Origin of the sequence: Chlamydia ibidis 10-1398/6, assembly GCF_000454725.1 — a bacterium.
Lineage (GTDB): Bacteria > Chlamydiota > Chlamydiia > Chlamydiales > Chlamydiaceae > Chlamydia > Chlamydia ibidis.
Genome location: NZ_APJW01000002.1, coordinates 318,674 through 334,575, shown reverse-complemented (window position 1 = coordinate 334,575; position 15,902 = coordinate 318,674). Strand labels below are relative to the sequence as shown.

Below are 15,902 nucleotides of genomic sequence, written 5' to 3'. Positions count from 1 at the left end.
GGCCTCGGTGACATTCGGCACCATCTACACTGACTTCCATAAGATTTTGGATAACACGGAGGTCAGAGAAGTTCCCCCATAAGGTGTTAGGAACTAAAGCACACACACGCTCGGGGTTGGCAATATAGCCTGTTTTTTCCCACGTGAACGTAGCATTTTGTTCTTGAGTTCCCGCTCCCTGAGCCCAGGAGACGGTCCAATTTCCCTGATAGCCATAGTGAGGAGTTTGGGTAGTGTTATTAGTAGTTGGTTTTGTGACTGTGCCGCTCGTGGTAATGGCTGCTTGTACACCAGTAAAGTCTAGATTTTTTCCAAATACAGGATATTCATAGCCATTGCCATCAGGATCGATTAGGGATAAAGAGTTAATGGTGATTTGTTGATTAGCCTGTGTTTGGATTTTAGCTGGGGCACGTACCCCCCCCCCCCCCAACGAGGCAATGTTGATAGCTAAGTTAGGAAGAGAAACTGTCCCAGCGGAACTATCTGTGCCTTTGAGAGTCGTGCCTAAATCCATCACTACTGTAGAATTAGCGTCTGTTTGAGTAACTTGTTTTGCCTCTACAGTCACTCCATCCTTAAGAACTAAAGAGCCTGCTTTAATTTTAAGAGGCTGGCTAAATTTGGTGGTCTCAGTAGTTAATTTTTCTCCAGAGAATATCACCGAACCGGTGTAACCCGTCTCGTTGATTCCTACTTCTCCCGTAGAACCTCCACCAGTAACTGTATCGTAGAAGTAAATGCTGTACCCTTCTTTAGCCTTAAAAGAATGGTTTTCTGTACTGTTTCCTAGGTCTATAGCATTTCTTTCTGTGCCAGTAGATTTGATAGTATTCCCATCAAAGATAATATTTCCAGAATTGGCGTCTAAAGTACAGTTACCGTTATTACCTTTCAACCCAATCGCCCCACCTTTGGCTGAGGCATCCGTTGCTGAGTTACCATAGAAAATAATATCTCCACCTTGAGCAGATAGTGTACAGGTGCTTCCAGATATACCGTCTAAGCAGATAGCTCCACCTATTCCTGAGGATCCCGAAATAGTGTTACCAGAAAATATAGTCTTTCCGCCTGAGGTGAAATTGATAGTGTTAGCACAGATAGCGCCACCTTTTGTGTCGCCAGTATTATTTAAAAATGAAACACTGCCATTTCCAGACATGGAAAAGGTCCTTACTGTCGAAGAAGAAGAATCACAACAACAAATAGCCCCCTTAGTTTTTGCGTTACTGCATAAAAAATCAGAAAATCCTGAAATTGTTACGTTTCCTCCTGTAGAATTAACAATGCCTGGAGAGGAACTAGTGATGTACTGGAAACAAATAGAATCACTATTACCAGTTAGAGTAAGTCCACTAGTCGAGGAAAAACAGCTAGAAGATGTCAGGTTTAGGTTAGAAAAACAGATATCACCGTAACAAGTGTAAGCAGTTTGGTTTAAATTAGTGCTGGTACCCCCATTAACACTATGAGAAGGACCTATAACCTGAGCATTAGCAAACCCTATATTACTCGTGGTCATTAACGCTGAAGACATTAATAGCCAGAGATTTAAACATTTCATATATGTAGCTCTTGGTAAATTGAGATGCCTCTAACGGATCAAAAAAATAATTAAAAGTCAATGAAGATAAACGTATATTTCCTTGAGTAAATAGCTACTCCTCTTCATAATAAAGAAATACAGAAATCTGTATTTCAGGGAGATTTGTAATTATGAAAGACAGGTCAAGATTAACAGTGGATATGTCTCCAGATGAGCACTTATGTATCAAATTAGCTAGCGCTAAGTTAGGAGTGACTATGAGAGAATTTATTCTTACCACTGTTTTTGAACGTTTGGAAGAATTAGAAGATCGTTGGTTGGCAGATAAAGCTACAAAAATCCTTGAAGATATCAGATCAGGAAAAGAAAAAACAATCTCCTGGGACGAGGCAAAAAAGAATCTTGAACAATGATTTATGCTATTGAGATTACTGACAAAGTTGCGAAAAAATTACTTAAGTTCCCTAAGAAAGATAAAGAACGCATAGTTAGGACCATAGATTCTTTGTCTGAGTCTCCGCGACCTCAAGGTGTTAGAAAATTACGGGGAATAGATAAACTCACTCTATTGAGGATTCGTGTAGGTAAATATCGTATAGTCTACACAATTCAAGATGATTTGTTGTTGGTGTTGATCATTGATGTGGACCATAGAAAGGATATTTATTCTGAATATTAGGCCCCATCCCTGTTAGGGGATGGGGGAGGTGAGTGGGTTAGAACTGGATTTTAGAACCCAGGTCTATGTTGTAAGTACGAGCTGATCCGCGGAGTTCGAAGCCGAATTGGCTAAAGATCTCACATCTTGGGGTTATGGAGAAATGATTCCCGGCTTGAGCGATGAAAGCATTTCGAGCCAAGTTAGTAGCTCGTGTGGTCCAGATTGCGGAGACAGGATCAGAGATCATGGCTGTTGTGCAATCAGGATTACTTCTAGCGATATCTGGTGAGTAGGCTAAAACTACGTTGAAGGAAGCGTCATGATTTTTTGCGAATCTCTCGAACTTCATTCCGATAGGGAGAGCGAGGTTAGTGAGGCTACTACTATCGAAGATTCTTCCTTGTTCTGTGTTTTCTTTAAAGTCTCCTTGGTGAGCATAGATGAGTTGGAGTTTAGCGAATGGGGTGTAGGTGTCGAATAACCAAGGGTTATTGAGGTCTACAGGCACAGCACCACCGAACTCTAAACCAAAGCAATCATTCCCCCAATCGCCTTTGATGAGGGAGGGGAGGACCATTTTTTCTGGAAGGAAAGCTTTTGTCATTTTGGTTTTGAGATCGTTAGAGGTGTGGGAGTAAGTGAGCTGAGCATTGAATACTAGAGGAGCTTCAGTTCCCACTATAGAGTGGATGAGTTTGTTCCATCCGTTCCACCAAGAGGTGTGTTGGTAGTACAAAGAACCCGCGTATGTGGTAGCCGAGTTTTTGCTTATGAAGTAGTCCTTGTCTTTACCGAAGAGTTGGCAGAAAGAGGCATTGAGGATATCTTCATTTAGGGTTTCTCCCATGACTCCCACGATGTAGCCGACGCTATGGTGGCGGAATTTTCGTCTTGTTTCTGTTGGGGAAGGAGCTCCTTTAGGGCTTTGGACATCATAGCCACTTCTGTGCAAGAAGTTAGCAACAGCGGATGCCCATAGGCCTCGGTGACATTCGGCGCCATCTACACTGACTTCCATAAGATTTTGGATAACACGGAGGTCAGAGAAGTTTCCCCATAGGGTGTTAGGAACTAAAGCACACACACGCTCGGGATTAGCAATATAGCCCGTTTTTTCCCAAGCTAATGTTGCTGTCTTTATAGCGTTCCCTGACGTATTTCCCCAGGAGACGGTCCAATTTCCCTGATAGCCGTAGTGTGGGGTAGGGGATTCTTTAGTGGGATTAGAAGAAGGTGTTGTAGCTGTGCTGGAGTTAGTTTGGATTTTTACTTTAGCTGAAGATAAATTTGATCCAAAGATAGGATATTCGTAACCGTTGCCGTCAGAATCAATGAGTGATAGAGAAGATACGGATGCTGTTTTGCTAGTTGTTTGACTGTTGATTACAGCCGTGTCGGAGGCACCCCCCCCCCCCCAATGAGGCAACGTTAATCGCAAGGTTTTGAAGCGTTATGGTCTCACCACCAGAATTAGGAGTCTGAAGAGTAGTTCCTAGATCCATCACTACAGTGGAAGTATTATCATTTTGAGTAATTTGTTTAGCCTCTACAGTCACTCCATCCTTAAGAACTAAAGAGCCTGCTTGCACTGTTAAAGCGTGTTTTAGATCAGTTTTCTTGTTTTCGGATTTTGTTTTTTCATCAGGGGAAAGTTTTTCTCCTGAGAATACAATAGATCCAGTGTATCCAGTGTCGTTAATCTTAACAGAGCCAGTTGGAGAAGAGACATCACATGTTACAGGGTCATAAAAATAAATCCCGAAACCTTCCTTAGCTTTAAAAGTGTGTGTTGCTGAGGTTTCTTGGCCCAAGTAAACAGAGTTTCTTACAGCACTGCTATTGGATTTGATAGTATTACCATCAAAGATAATGTTTCCAGAATTGGCATCTAGGGTGCAGCTTCCATTGCTACCTTTTATTCCAACAGCCCCACCTTTGGCTGAGGTATCTGTTGCTGAGTTTTCATAGAAAACAATATCTCCACCTTGAGCAGATAGTGTGCAGGAACTGCCGGATATACCTTCTAAGCAGATAGCTCCACCTATTCCTGAGGATCCTGAAACAGTGTTCCCAGAAAATATAGTATGCCCGCCTGAGGTGAAATTTATAGTGTTAGCACAAATGGCCCCGCCTTTTGTGCTAGCGGTATTGTTTAAAAATGAAACTGTGCCATTTCCAGACATGGACAAGGTCCTGGCTGAAGAAGTATCACAACAACAAATAGCCCCGCTGTTTAGCGCATTTGCGCATAAGAAACTAGAAAATCCCGAAATAGTTACGTTGCCTTGTGTTACATCAACAGCACATGGTTTGTTCCCAGAATTAACACTTTGGAAGCAAATGTCGTAACCATTTCCGGTAAGAGTGAGCCCTCCGCTTGATGGAGCAAAACAACTTTTATTTGTCGTATTTATATTAGAAAAACAGATATCTCCTATACAGGTATAGTCACTACCAGTAAGTTGATTGAGAGAACCCCCATTACATCCATTAGAAGGGCCTATATTTTGCGCTTGTGCACAACATATGTGACTCGTGGTCATTAATGCTGAAGACATTAATAACCAGAGATTTAGACGTTTCATATATATAGCTCTTGGTAAATTGAGATGCCCCTAACGGATCAAAAAAATAATTAAAAGTCAACAAATAGCGAAGGAATATATTTTGCAGTTGGTACCCTTAGGAAGTAACTACTAGTTATGAAAACGACGTTTTTGTTTTGTGTTTTTAATAATAGGAGTTGTGACTTTTAAGTCTGAAGAGGCTGTTTCTTTTTGAATTTCTTCTTTCTGGGGTTGTGAAGGTTTAGACACATCTATACCAGTAAGACCCATAAATGCCATAGCCATTAATCCTGTTGTGATGAAAGAAATACCCATCCCACGAAGGTTCTGAGGGATGTCTGAATAAGCTAACTTTTCTCGAATTGTTGCAAATAAGACAATGGACAACCACCAGCCACAACCAGCTCCTAAAGAGAAGATAACCATAGGAATAAAAGGATAATTTCGGGTAATTCCGAAAAGAACTCCACCTAGAATAGCGCAATTTACAGCGATTAGGGGAAGGAAGATACCAAGTGACAGGTAAAGATTTCTAGAAACTTTTTCTAAGAATAGTTCAAGAACTTGGGTAAAAGCTGCAATGACAGAAATGAAAATAATAAGTTCTAGGAAACCTAGATTTATTTGAGCAAATTGAGGGGATAGCCATGTAAGAGCTTTAGGACCAGTGATAAAATGATGAATGAACCAATTAATGCTTCCTGTCAATGTTAGTACTAGCGCCACGGACATTCCAAGACCATTTGCCGTAGGGACTCTAGCTGAACAGGCCAGATAGCTACACATGCCAAGAAAATTAGAAAGCAAGATGTTTTGAATGAACGTAGCTTGTAAAAAAATACCAAACACATTGAGCCAAGAATATTCACCTAACCACATTGGTTTACCCCTTTATTTTCCTGGATCTTATAATATTCATTACCCAAATCATGATTCCTATAAGGAAGAATGCTGATGGAGCTAAAACCATGAGACCAAAGTTTTCATAAGCATCAGGATGTGATTCTGAAGAATATAAAAACTGTGGGATGACTCTCATTCCTAGAAATGTTCCAAAGCCAAACAGTTCGCGGATGGAACTAATGATTACCAATACCCAACCATATCCTAAACCAGCTCCCACACCATCAAGAAAAGCAGGAATAGGAGGGACATTTCTAGCCATACTCTCTGCGCGCCCCATTACTATGCAATTAGTAATAATTAAACCAACAAAAACTGAAAGTGTTTTTGAGATTTCAAAAAAGAAAGCTTTCAAGATTTGCTCGATGACGACTACGAATAAACTGATAATAATCAGTTGAGTAATCATTCGGACGCTATCAGGAGTGTACTTACGTAGCAAAGAAACAAAGAAACAAGAACACCCGGTCACAAAGCTTACTGCCAGGCCCATAGTGATAGCTGTAACCATGGTGGTGGTTACAGCTAATGCCGAACAGATGCCGAGAATAGCAACCAACGGTTGGTTATTATTCCATAAGGGATCTAAGAAATAACTTTTGTAAGACTTATTACTAACCGTCATGATTTTCTCCCGAAGAATTCAGATTAGCAAAGTAAATAAGTAAGGAGCGATAAGGAGCTAGAGAATGGGCATAAGCTTCAGTAACCCCATTACAGGTTAGAGTTGCTCCAGAAATTCCATCAACTGAGGATGCTGCCTTAGGAGAGTTACCCAGAACAGACTGAACCTGGCCTTTGATTACTTCAATTCCCAAAGGTGAGGTAGAGAAATCGGTATTCCCGGATGTTGTGTTTAAAAATATTTTCTTACCAAAAAATTGCTTTTGCCAGGAAGGGTTAGTAATATTTGCTCCTAGACCAGGAGTTTCTCCTTGCTGGTACCAGGCTGTTCCTAGGACTGTATCTCCATTATTTTCTAAACCTAAATAGCCATAAATAGGACCCCATAATCCAAATCCTGAAATGGGAATAACAATAGACTGGATAGATTTAGGATGTTGGATGACCTCTGCTGGGGACATCTTTGCAGATTCCGGAGTATTATTTAAAATTGCATAAAACAATAGTAAAGGTTGCCGGTGAAAATCTTTCGTGTTTTCAATGAATACTGTAGGGTCAATGCGTTTCTCTTCAAAAGAGAAAATCTTCCCTTCCCGGTTTGCTAGTAAAGGGCGAACAAAATGTTGTGCGTAAGTATCTAAAACGGATGCAGTGACAACAGGGGACTTATTAGCAGAAGTTTTTGTTAATATGTTCTTTGTTTTGTTGTAGATGGCGGGTTCCCATGTATCTCCTTCCCGGATTTGAAATTTTCCATGGAAATCTAAAACGTGTGCAGCTGTCAACATCTGCTGATTTCTATCAAAAATAGCTGCTTTTTCTTGAATAGGGGAGAGTACATAGCAAACCGTAGACAGTAGAAGTCCTGAGAACAGACTCAGTCCTAAGATGAAAAGAATGATATACCAGGTTTGATTCAAGTAACGTCGATTTTGTTGAGATCCCGAAGACATATTCTATACTTTCCTTCGTTTATACTTTCCTAATGCGAAGTAATCAAGAAGAGGTGCAAAGACATTCCCCAAAAGAATAGCTAGCATCACACCTTCAGGATATGCTGGATTAATCAAACGAATCAAAATTGTCATAAAACCAATGAAGAGACCGTAAACCCACTTAGCCCATCTCATCGTAGGAGAAGAAACTGGATCTGTTGCCATGAATACTAATCCGAACGCTAATCCTCCTAAAAACAGATGTCGGTATGCAGGAATAAAAAATCTAGCTGGAGCCCAGGCACCCGATTTTCCTACAATTAGAATGCTGACAATTTTAAATAACCAAGCAGTGACTAATGCACCTATCCCAAAAGAAACCATAGTTCTCCAGGAAGCAATTCCAGTAATTATTAAGAAAATAGCTCCGCACAAACATGCTAGGGTCGAAGTTTCTCCTAAAGAACCAATAACATTTCCAAAAAATAAATTGGATGTTGAAAATTTACCTGTTCCATAGATTACATCAGTAATTGCGTAGGCAGAGTCAAATTGTGTCGGCAGAAGTCCTAGACCGCCATCTTGTATGGGCGCAGTTACAAAGTCATGTACGTCTGCGAGAGAGAGATTATCTAAAACAAGGCCGGGCTGTCTTTCTGACCAAACAGAAAACTGGGATTCAATAACTTCTTGGGATGGCACCTTAGACAAGTGGAGTATATTTGATGCAATAGCATCCACATGGACTCTTTTGACTGAGGGAGGAGTAGAATTAAGAGTTTGTAAGCATGTGGATTCAGAAAAACCATCTATGAGGGATTTCCCAGCAGAAGAATTCATAGCAAACAGGCTATTCTTAATAGTTTGAGGATTGGTCCCAACCCAAACATCTCCACTCATTTTTACGGGGAACGTAAAGAAAAGGAAAGCCCTACCTGTCAATGCAGGATTTAGAATATTCATGCCTGTGCCGCCGAAAAGCTCCTTGCTAATCACTACACCGAAAGCGATTCCCAAAGCGGCCATCCAATAAGGAATAGTAGGAGGTAATGTTAGAGGATAAAGAATACCAGTAACTAGCAATCCTTCGGCAATTTTATGTTTTCTAACAATTGCGAAAAGAACTTCACAAGCTCCGCCTACAGTATAACTAATCAACAACAGAGGAACAAATATCTTTAATCCTTCACCTAGAACGGATAAAATACCCAGACGATGAAAAATGAAAGAGAAATAACTAGAGAATCCGGAGATGTTCAAAAACTCGTTCATCATCTCAGGATTATAGGAGCTATAAACTAATGCTTGAACCCCTGCGTTCCAAATGGCTGCCAGGATAGCGGGAAGCAAAGCAACAACAACCAACATCATCCAGCGTTTTATATCTACAGAGTCACGAATGAACGGAGGCGAAGTTGGCACATGTATTGGCTCGTAGCAGAACGTATCTATAGCGTCTGCGACTGGAGTAAGTGACCGGAATTTATCTTTTTCACACAATTTCCAAATGGAGTTTACAAATCGTTTCAGCATTGCAAATGAGAGAAAGGTTGAAGCTTCTACACGTTGAACAACGTAACAAATTAATTAGAATTTTACGAATAAAAACTGCTTTCCTACATAAATTCTTATTATTTTTTTTAGAACTTATTTTTCCTATAGTTTGTTATGGATGTGCTTGTCCCGGAAAGATTCTATGCTCTTCTTGTTTACGTGTGATACAAAAAATCAGTAGAAAGGGACGTTGTTTACATTGTTTTCAGTATTTGGAAATAGGAGGCCTATCTTGTTGTGCTAAGTGCAATAGCACTTGTTCACGATATGTGTTGGTTTTTTATCTTTCGTCTAATGTCGTGTTATCATTGTATGAAAAGGCAGAACAAGGAAAAAAAGAAGCTATTTTGTTTTTTTGCAAATCTATTCAGCAAGAGTTTGTTTGGGAGGAGATACATCCTAGAAAGATATTTTATATTGCAGGGGAGATCGTAAAAGATATTGTTATTGAATTAGGAAAAAGAATAGGAATTCCTGTCCAGCGTATGCGTCTTTCGAAACAAGGAGTTAGTTGTCTACAAAAGGAAAAGAAACCAATTTGTATTATTTCAACGCACTGTCCACCTAGATCCTGGCTGGATATGATTGAATACTATGCTAAAAGCAAAGTATGGATTATTAGCTTATTTCTTAACCCTGATCTTGAGTAATTCCCGAGATAGCAACATAACCAAGTAGTTTTACACCAGCGTCTACACATAATTCACTAGCTTGGATATCACCTTTGATAACTGCCTCACCTCTGAGCTCAACCCTTCCATCAACAGTAATATTGCCTTCAACTACCCCTTCAATAATAGCTTCGTGCATTTGTATGTCAGCTTTTACACTACCTTTGGGACCAACAATTATCTTACCATTAGAAATAAGGATGCCTTCAAATGTACCGTCAATCCTTAGAAGGCGTTCAAATGCAAGTTCACCTTTAAAAGTTACGCCTTCTCCTAAAGTTGTTTCCGGCTCTTCATTAAAATCAGGAAGCGTATCTTCAGCAGAAGACCATTCGGTGGCTGAGGCAGCTACCGAAGAGCTTAAAGGCCTAGCTTCTACAGACTTTGTATGTTCAAATATTGCCTGAGTGGGATCGAGAAGATCAGCACGGGGATATGTATAAGATGTTTGAGAGGTCGAATCTTCGTTGTAAAGAGTTTGAACCTCATCAAAGTGATTTTTTCCTGTTCTTCGGAACATAGATCTTCTCCTGAATTAACCAACAACATGGTTTTTACATAGTTGAATTTGACGCTTTAACATTTCGTCGTTAATGATCTTTTGCTCAATTGTCTTACAGGCATACAGAACCGTAGAGTGAGTTTTTCCAAAAGCAGCTCCTATTGCAACGAGGGAATCAGTAATAAGGGTTTTGGCCAGATACATAGATACCTGACGAGCTAAAACTAATTCTTTAGAACGAGAATTGCCCTTGAGGTCTTGTAGTTTCACTTGAAAAACAGTAGCAACACTCTTTAAAATATTTTCTACGGAAACAGTCTGTTTAGAAGGGGAGTGAAATAACTCTTGAAGAGTATTGCGAATAATATCTTCAGTAAGGGTTTTCCCAAATAAACGACAATGAGCAGTCAGTTTGTTGATAGCACCCTCGAGCTGACGCACATTGCCATACACATGATCAGCAATATAGAAGGCCATGTCATTAGGAACATATAGTCCTTTTTGCTCTGCTTTATGTTGTAAGATAGCAACACGGGTTTCCAAATCAGGAATCCCCACATGTGCAACCAATCCCCATTCCATTCGCGTAATAATTCTTTCAGAAAGCTTTAATTGGCCTGGGGGTTTGTCGCAAGTAATAACAATTTGTTTGCTTAAGTGAATTAGAGTTTCAAATGTATTGCAAAATTCTTCTTCAAAATTCTGACGATTTTGTAAGAACTGAATATCATCGACCAGGAGTAAATCTAAGGAGCGATAGAAATTTTTCATCTTATCTACAGACTTTAATCTTAAATGATAGACCAAATCATTGATGAAAGCTTCTGTAGTGATACAATGCACTCTAAGGTTTTTATGATGCTCGCGAACATAATGTCCTACGGCATGAAGTAGATGGGTTTTCCCTAATCCCACACCACCATGAATAAATAGTGGATTATATGATCTTCCTGGGCGTCCAGCAATACCAACTGCTGCGGATTTAACAAATTGGTTAGAAGGACCTTCAATAAAATTATCAAAACGATAAGCAGAATTTAACTTCAATTCGAAGTCTTTAGAACTATCATCAATTTCTGGAAGATCTTCCTTTGAAACCTGCACCGCAACTGCAGGGCGGGCGACTCTTTTTATCTCAGTTACGACAAATTCTAAAGCAGGCTCTCCATGAGCATCGAGAGGAACAAAGGAACAAAGATCTTTCTTATAGTTATCTAAAAGATAGCTCTGGACGAAAATATTCGGAACTTCAAGTCGAATTTTTTCTTGAGTCTCCTCAAGAACTTGAATAGGGGAAATCCAGTTTTCAAAAGCGGTATGTGAACAACGTGTTTTGACATAATTTACGAACTGTTCCCAGGTACTGCAATCGTTACAAGTTAACATTCAACTCTCTTTTATCTGTCTAGGATTTTAGTTAAGAACAAACCAAGGTTTATTCCTAAGTAAGGAAGAAATTGCCAATGTACCACTGGTCTTGATAAGCAATCAATAGTTTTTCTCCACCTATCTTAATAAAAAAAATCGGTAGAGTTAAGATGCCGTGGTTAAAGGAGTAGCTATATTTTTTTTTGTATAGCTCATGATTAGTGCTTCGGCATCATTTGCAATTATAGAATCTGGACAGGTAGTCAGAAACATTGCTATAGCGGAAGCTTCTTCAATACGATTCAAGCAAAACAAGGCCTTTGTTTTGTTCAATAAAGTAGGAAGATGGTCTCCTTGCATGCGCAAGGCCTGGTCTAAAATGAATAATGCTTTTTCATTTTCTCCTACTTGCAGATACAGCCCACCCAAAGTTTGAAAGTCATAAATACTCAAAGGATCAAGTACAGTCAAAGCTTCGAAAAACAGAATCGCTTTCCGGTAATGCCCTTGCCTTAGAAACAGATAACCAGAGATTCGTAACTCTTCCAGTTCTTGATCCCCCCATCCTAGGATCGCTTTCCATTCATTATCTATCATGATTTAACCTTGAACAAATTGAAAAATACGAGAAATAACGTAATCAATCATTACGTTCGAAGATTTAATACCAAGATCAAGAGCTTTAAGTAAGATTCTACCTTCTTTCAATAGTTGTGTCTCTTCAGAATCTTCCTCCTCTTCCTCCGTCTCCTTATCCTTGTTCTCTCTATAAGAAAGAAGAGGAGTGACACGACTACGGTAAGAAAATTTTCCTCGAGTTAATACACGCAAGTAAGCAGAGATTTTCTCCATATCCTCATCTTGTTGATCAGGAGAACCTAAAGAAGGAGCAAGATAAGGATTTGAGCAGCGTTGCTTATGAAAGTTTTGAGGAGGAGAAAAGAAAGCCCAATGAGTTTTTTTATCAGTCTGCATTAAGGTAGTCAAAGCGGAGGGCTTTGGTGTCATATCCAAAATTTGAGCATGTCTAGCAACTTCTCGGATAGCTAGGCTCTCCATTTGGATTTCCTGACGAAAATCGTTAACTATTTTATTATTGGAAGCATGTTTTTCGTAGACTGAAGAACTGTAATTAAAAATTTCTACCATGAGGCAGCCCAAGAAGACCCTGTTTTCTAAATCATAATAGAGGTAAGGAAAAAGTCAATAGTCTTGATGGATAGAAAAATTCTATTTCCTTTCAGATAGATGGTGTATGCTTATCTTTATCGCATACTACTTCGATATTATCCAAGGAAGTCTTTATGTTTGAAAATTTTCCGCATACGCCAGTTTTAGTTAATGAATGTTTATCATTGTTTGCTAGTTGTTCGCTTAAAACATTTCGCGATGTAACCGTCGGAGCTGGGGGACATGCTGAAGCATTTTTATCATCATATCCTTCGATTTTATCCTATGATGCATCTGATCGTGACCTCGACGCTTTAAATTTAGCACATAAGAGACTAGAACGGTTTGGTGATCGTGTACATTTTCGTCATGCTTCTTTTCAGGATCTAGCCAATGATGCCCCGAGTTGTGCTTATGACGGAGTCCTTGCTGATTTAGGAATATCTTCTATGCAGATAGATACTTTGGAGCGAGGGTTTAGTTTTAGAGGAGATGATCATGTTCTTGACATGCGTATGGATACAACACAAGGCGTTACAGCTTGCGAAGTCCTCAATACTTTAAGAGAAGATGAATTAGGTAAGATTTTTAAGGAATATGGAGAGGAGCCTCTTTGGAAGAATGCTGCTAAAGCAATAGTACAATTTCGCAAGCACAAACGCATAATTACTGTGCGAGATCTTAAAGAAGCTACTCAAGGAGTATTTCCTTCATATCGTTTGAGGAAAAAGATCCACCCCCTAACTTTAATTTTTCAAGCTCTTCGTGTACATGTTAACCAAGAAGACTTAGAGTTGAAATTTTTGCTAGATTCCGCTATCCAATGGCTTGCTCCATATGGACGTTTGATCATTATCTCTTTTTGTAGTTCAGAAGATCGCCCAGTTAAATGGTTTTTTAGAAATGCCGAAGCTAATAGGTTAGGTAGAGTGATTACTAAAAAAGTAATCGTCCCTAGTTATGAAGAAATAAGGAGAAACCCACGTTCTCGGTCAGCAAAGTTGCGTTGTTTTGAAAAACTTCCTCTATGACTAAATATCGTTTTATTCGTTTATTTTTTTGTTTTTGTTTTCTAGGCAGTTTGCTTTATTGCTATATAAATAAACAGAATGACCTTACTAAATTACGTTTAGAAATTCCCAGGTTATGGTCGCGACTACGCCAATTAGAACAGGAAAATACTACTCTAATTTTCTTAATCGATAAACTAGAAAGTCCTGAGCATTTAATGCAAATAGCTTCGCTTCCAGAGTATTCATATTTACAATATCCTCAAGAAGATACTATTCAGATTTTATCTTATGAATCATCATAAATCTTTAACCGTAATTATTACGGCGATATTGGTTTCTTATGCGCTTTTGATTGTACGTTATTATAAAATTCAAATTTGTGAAGAACAACGCTGGGCAGCAGAGGCTTTGGGACAACATGAATTTCGTGTAAGAGATCCTTTTCGTAGAGGAACATTTTTCGCAAATACTACCTTACGTAAAGGAGAGATGGAGCAAAAGCAGGCTTTTGCCATAGACATTACGAAATTTCATCTTTGTGTAGATGCTGTTGCGATACCAGAAATTCATCGTGATGTAGTTGCAAGTTCTTTATTAAATTGCGTTGGTCATGGGGATTATGAAAGTTTGCGTAAAGAATTTGATAAAAAATCTCGTCATCGTAAACTTTTTCTCTGGCTAGATGTCTCAGTGCGTGATCGTATTCTTTCATGGTGGAGAGGTTATGCAGCGAAAAATAAACTTCCATCAAACGCGCTCTTTTTTATTTCCGATTATCAGAGATCATATCCTTTAGGTAAACTGCTCGGTCAGGTATTGCATACTTTGAGAGAAATAAAGGACGAGAAAACGGGAAAAGCTTTTCCTACAGGTGGTTTAGAAGCTTACTTTAATCACATTTTAGAAGGAGAGCCTGGTGAAAGAAAGTATTTGCGCTCTCCTTTAAATAGACTGGACTTAGACCGAGTGACAAAAATTCCTAAAGATGGCTCGGACATTTATCTAACCGTTAACCCTAGTATTCAAACAATCGCAGAAGAAGAGTTAGAAATAGGCGTCAAGGAAGCAAGGGCTAAGGGAGGGCGGTTAGTTCTTATGAACTCCCACACTGGAGAAATCCTAGCTTTAGCACAATATCCATTTTTTTATCCCTCAAATTATAAAGAGTATTTCAATGATCTCAGTAAAGTAGAGTGTACTAAAGTCTCCGCCGTTTGTGATGTTTTTGAGCCAGGTTCTATTATGAAGCCTGTAACCATAGCGATTGCTCTTCTAGCAAACGAGGAAATGCGTCTTCTTGGCAAATCTCCGATATTCGATCCCCATGAACCCATCGATGTTACAAGAGCTCTATTCCCAGGAAGAAAGCATTCTCCTCTTAGAGACATCGTGCGTAATAATAAACTTAATATGTACATGGCAATTCAGAAATCTTCCAATGTATATATGGCGCAATTAGCTGATCGTATTATCGAACATCTCGGTAATCATTGGTACGAAGAAAAACTCATAGCTTTGGGTTTTGGTAGAAAAACGGGTATAGAATTGCCAGGAGAGGCTGTCGGTTTAGTTCCTTCCCCTAAGCGGTTCCATATTAGCGGTATTCCTGAGTGGTCTTTGTCTACACCCTACTCATTAGCTATTGGTTATAATCTTTTAGTAACCAGCATGCAAATGGTAAGGGCTTATGCTATTCTTGCTAATGGTGGGTATGATGTGCGCCCAACATTAGTGAAAAAGATTGTAATAGATACTGGGGAAGAATATCAGCTACGTTCCAAAGAAAGAAGTGGAAGGGTGTTGCCAGATTGTGTTGTTAATGAAGTTATGCAGGCTATGCGTTTCACGACTTGTACAGGAGGTACGGGATTTCGTGCCTCACCTAAGCGACATTCTAGTGCTGGTAAAACAGGAACAACGGAAAAACTGATTAATGGTAGATATGATAAACATCGTCATATTTCCTCATTTATAGGTATCACACCGATTTATCCAGCCTCTCCTAACATAGTCCCTATGGTCATGCTAGTTTCCATAGATGATCCTGAACACGGATTACGAGAAGACGGTACTAAGAACTATATGGGAGGCCGCTGTGCTGCTCCAGTATTTGCTAGAGTGGCCGACCGGGTATTGAATTACCTGGGTGCTCCAGAAGATAAGGAAAAATACAGTTATCGGGAAGAAGTAGCGTCTATCAAGTCTCTGTACGAATCTTGGAATCGATCTCAGACACAGTCTAAATAACAGATATCGAGTGAAGGGACCAATTTAAGAGTATATAGTTTTATAGTTTTTAAGACAGCTATTATAGAGTAGGTGAGAATGGCTTATTCTGTTGCCCTACTTAATTTAATCGTTTGTCTATGATTGACATTTCCCTAATCA

General features: G+C 39.4%; 17 protein-coding genes. 6 read left to right on the top strand and 11 right to left on the bottom strand.

What is annotated here, in order from left to right; all coding sequences use genetic code 11:
- The coding region (locus H359_RS03520; protein WP_040434085.1) for a polymorphic outer membrane protein middle domain-containing protein at positions 1 to 1,564 on the bottom strand (1,564 nt) is incomplete at its 3' end.
- Positions 1,565 to 1,716: 152 nt separating this feature from the next.
- On the opposite strand from H359_RS03520, the gene H359_RS03515 reads away from it, so the two are divergent.
- Entirely contained in the window at positions 1,717 to 1,959 is a 243-nt protein-coding gene (locus H359_RS03515) for a DUF6290 family protein (protein ID WP_021119554.1), read from the top strand.
- Positions 1,956 to 2,225, top strand: coding sequence for a type II toxin-antitoxin system RelE family toxin (locus H359_RS03510; protein WP_020369936.1), 270 nt, complete (start codon positions 1,956 to 1,958; stop codon positions 2,223 to 2,225). The genes H359_RS03515 and H359_RS03510 overlap by 4 nt, the downstream gene beginning before the upstream one ends.
- Positions 2,226 to 2,262: 37 nt before the next feature.
- Here the strand turns inward: H359_RS03510 and H359_RS05235 are convergent, their stop codons facing one another.
- From H359_RS05235 to H359_RS03485, 6 genes are all read right to left on the bottom strand, one after another.
- Positions 2,263 to 3,645 (bottom strand): autotransporter domain-containing protein, encoded by a 1,383-nt coding sequence (locus H359_RS05235; RefSeq protein ID WP_330932972.1) that lies wholly within the window; start codon positions 3,643 to 3,645, stop codon positions 2,263 to 2,265.
- Complete coding sequence (locus H359_RS05230; RefSeq protein WP_021119562.1) at positions 3,572 to 4,792, bottom strand: hypothetical protein; 1,221 nt, start codon at positions 4,790 to 4,792, stop codon at positions 3,572 to 3,574. Before H359_RS05230 ends, H359_RS05235 begins: the two co-directional genes overlap by 74 nt.
- A gap of 111 nt (positions 4,793 to 4,903) precedes the next feature.
- On the bottom strand, positions 4,904 to 5,653 hold the full coding sequence (gene nqrE / locus H359_RS03500; protein WP_020370301.1) for an NADH:ubiquinone reductase (Na(+)-transporting) subunit E: 750 nt from the start codon (positions 5,651 to 5,653) through the stop codon (positions 4,904 to 4,906).
- A gap of 4 nt (positions 5,654 to 5,657) precedes the next feature.
- On the bottom strand, positions 5,658 to 6,302 hold the full coding sequence (gene nqrD / locus H359_RS03495) for an NADH:ubiquinone reductase (Na(+)-transporting) subunit D (protein ID WP_020370300.1): 645 nt from the start codon (positions 6,300 to 6,302) through the stop codon (positions 5,658 to 5,660).
- Positions 6,292 to 7,254 (bottom strand): NADH:ubiquinone reductase (Na(+)-transporting) subunit C, encoded by a 963-nt coding sequence (nqrC, locus tag H359_RS03490; RefSeq protein WP_020370299.1) that lies wholly within the window; start codon positions 7,252 to 7,254, stop codon positions 6,292 to 6,294. Before nqrC ends, nqrD begins: the two co-directional genes overlap by 11 nt.
- A 3-nt stretch (positions 7,255 to 7,257) precedes the next feature.
- Positions 7,258 to 8,769: a Na(+)-transporting NADH-quinone reductase subunit B gene (locus tag H359_RS03485; protein WP_035392128.1), complete on the bottom strand. Its 1,512-nt coding sequence runs from the start codon at positions 8,767 to 8,769 to the stop codon at positions 7,258 to 7,260.
- Positions 8,770 to 8,951: 182 nt separating this feature from the next.
- Here H359_RS03485 and H359_RS05015 point away from each other — a divergent pair, with 182 nt between their 5' ends.
- Positions 8,952 to 9,440, top strand: a complete 489-nt coding sequence (locus H359_RS05015) for a hypothetical protein (RefSeq protein ID WP_162138592.1) — start codon at positions 8,952 to 8,954, stop codon at positions 9,438 to 9,440.
- On the opposite strand, the gene H359_RS03475 is transcribed toward H359_RS05015, so the two are convergent.
- From H359_RS03475 to H359_RS03460, 4 genes are all read right to left on the bottom strand, one after another.
- Positions 9,421 to 9,981: a bactofilin family protein gene (locus tag H359_RS03475; protein WP_020370296.1), complete on the bottom strand. Its 561-nt coding sequence runs from the start codon at positions 9,979 to 9,981 to the stop codon at positions 9,421 to 9,423. The two genes, H359_RS05015 and H359_RS03475, sit on opposite strands and share 20 nt — an antisense overlap.
- Before the next feature lie 15 nt (positions 9,982 to 9,996).
- Entirely contained in the window at positions 9,997 to 11,349 is a 1,353-nt protein-coding gene (dnaA, locus tag H359_RS03470) for a chromosomal replication initiator protein DnaA (protein WP_020370295.1), read from the bottom strand.
- Between the two features lie 147 nt (positions 11,350 to 11,496).
- Positions 11,497 to 11,928 carry a tetratricopeptide repeat family protein gene (locus H359_RS03465; RefSeq protein WP_020370294.1) on the bottom strand — a complete coding sequence of 144 codons (432 nt, stop codon included), beginning with the start codon at positions 11,926 to 11,928 and terminating at the stop codon, positions 11,497 to 11,499.
- A 3-nt stretch (positions 11,929 to 11,931) separates the two neighbouring features.
- Positions 11,932 to 12,480 carry a DUF5399 family protein gene (locus tag H359_RS03460; RefSeq protein WP_020370293.1) on the bottom strand — a complete coding sequence of 183 codons (549 nt, stop codon included), beginning with the start codon at positions 12,478 to 12,480 and terminating at the stop codon, positions 11,932 to 11,934.
- A gap of 155 nt (positions 12,481 to 12,635) precedes the next feature.
- Between H359_RS03460 and rsmH the strand changes: the two genes are divergently transcribed.
- Genes rsmH through H359_RS03445 form a run of 3 tightly spaced genes read left to right on the top strand, consistent with a single transcriptional unit; the run spans position 12,636 to position 15,761 of the window.
- The gene (rsmH, locus tag H359_RS03455) at positions 12,636 to 13,532 is read left to right on the top strand and encodes a 16S rRNA (cytosine(1402)-N(4))-methyltransferase RsmH (protein WP_020370292.1); all 897 of its coding nucleotides are present in this window, start codon (positions 12,636 to 12,638) and stop codon (positions 13,530 to 13,532) included.
- Positions 13,529 to 13,816 carry a hypothetical protein gene (locus H359_RS03450; RefSeq protein WP_020370291.1) on the top strand — a complete coding sequence of 96 codons (288 nt, stop codon included), beginning with the start codon at positions 13,529 to 13,531 and terminating at the stop codon, positions 13,814 to 13,816. Before rsmH ends, H359_RS03450 begins: the two co-directional genes overlap by 4 nt.
- Entirely contained in the window at positions 13,803 to 15,761 is a 1,959-nt protein-coding gene (locus H359_RS03445) for a peptidoglycan D,D-transpeptidase FtsI family protein (protein ID WP_020370290.1), read from the top strand. Before H359_RS03450 ends, H359_RS03445 begins: the two co-directional genes overlap by 14 nt.
- Positions 15,762 to 15,902: the final 141 nt, after the last annotated feature.

Bases quoted from the DNA above. Each gene is read 5' to 3' on its own strand.
- H359_RS03515 (WP_021119554.1), top strand. From the start codon at position 1,717: ATGAAAGACAGGTCAAGATTAACAGTGGATATGTCTCCAGATGAGCAC.
- H359_RS03510 (WP_020369936.1), top strand. From the start codon at position 1,956: ATGATTTATGCTATTGAGATTACTGACAAAGTTGCGAAAAAATTACTT.
- H359_RS05230 (WP_021119562.1), bottom strand. From the start codon at position 4,792: ATGAAACGTCTAAATCTCTGGTTATTAATGTCTTCAGCATTAATGACC.
- nqrE (WP_020370301.1), bottom strand. From the start codon at position 5,653: ATGTGGTTAGGTGAATATTCTTGGCTCAATGTGTTTGGTATTTTTTTA.
- nqrD (WP_020370300.1), bottom strand. From the start codon at position 6,302: ATGACGGTTAGTAATAAGTCTTACAAAAGTTATTTCTTAGATCCCTTA.
- nqrC (WP_020370299.1), bottom strand. From the start codon at position 7,254: ATGTCTTCGGGATCTCAACAAAATCGACGTTACTTGAATCAAACCTGG.
- H359_RS03485 (WP_035392128.1), bottom strand. From the start codon at position 8,769: ATGCTGAAACGATTTGTAAACTCCATTTGGAAATTGTGTGAAAAAGAT.
- H359_RS03475 (WP_020370296.1), bottom strand. From the start codon at position 9,981: ATGTTCCGAAGAACAGGAAAAAATCACTTTGATGAGGTTCAAACTCTT.
- dnaA (WP_020370295.1), bottom strand. From the start codon at position 11,349: ATGTTAACTTGTAACGATTGCAGTACCTGGGAACAGTTCGTAAATTAT.
- H359_RS03465 (WP_020370294.1), bottom strand. From the start codon at position 11,928: ATGATAGATAATGAATGGAAAGCGATCCTAGGATGGGGGGATCAAGAA.
- H359_RS03460 (WP_020370293.1), bottom strand. From the start codon at position 12,480: ATGGTAGAAATTTTTAATTACAGTTCTTCAGTCTACGAAAAACATGCT.
- rsmH (WP_020370292.1), top strand. From the start codon at position 12,636: ATGTTTGAAAATTTTCCGCATACGCCAGTTTTAGTTAATGAATGTTTA.
- H359_RS03450 (WP_020370291.1), top strand. From the start codon at position 13,529: ATGACTAAATATCGTTTTATTCGTTTATTTTTTTGTTTTTGTTTTCTA.
- H359_RS03445 (WP_020370290.1), top strand. From the start codon at position 13,803: ATGAATCATCATAAATCTTTAACCGTAATTATTACGGCGATATTGGTT.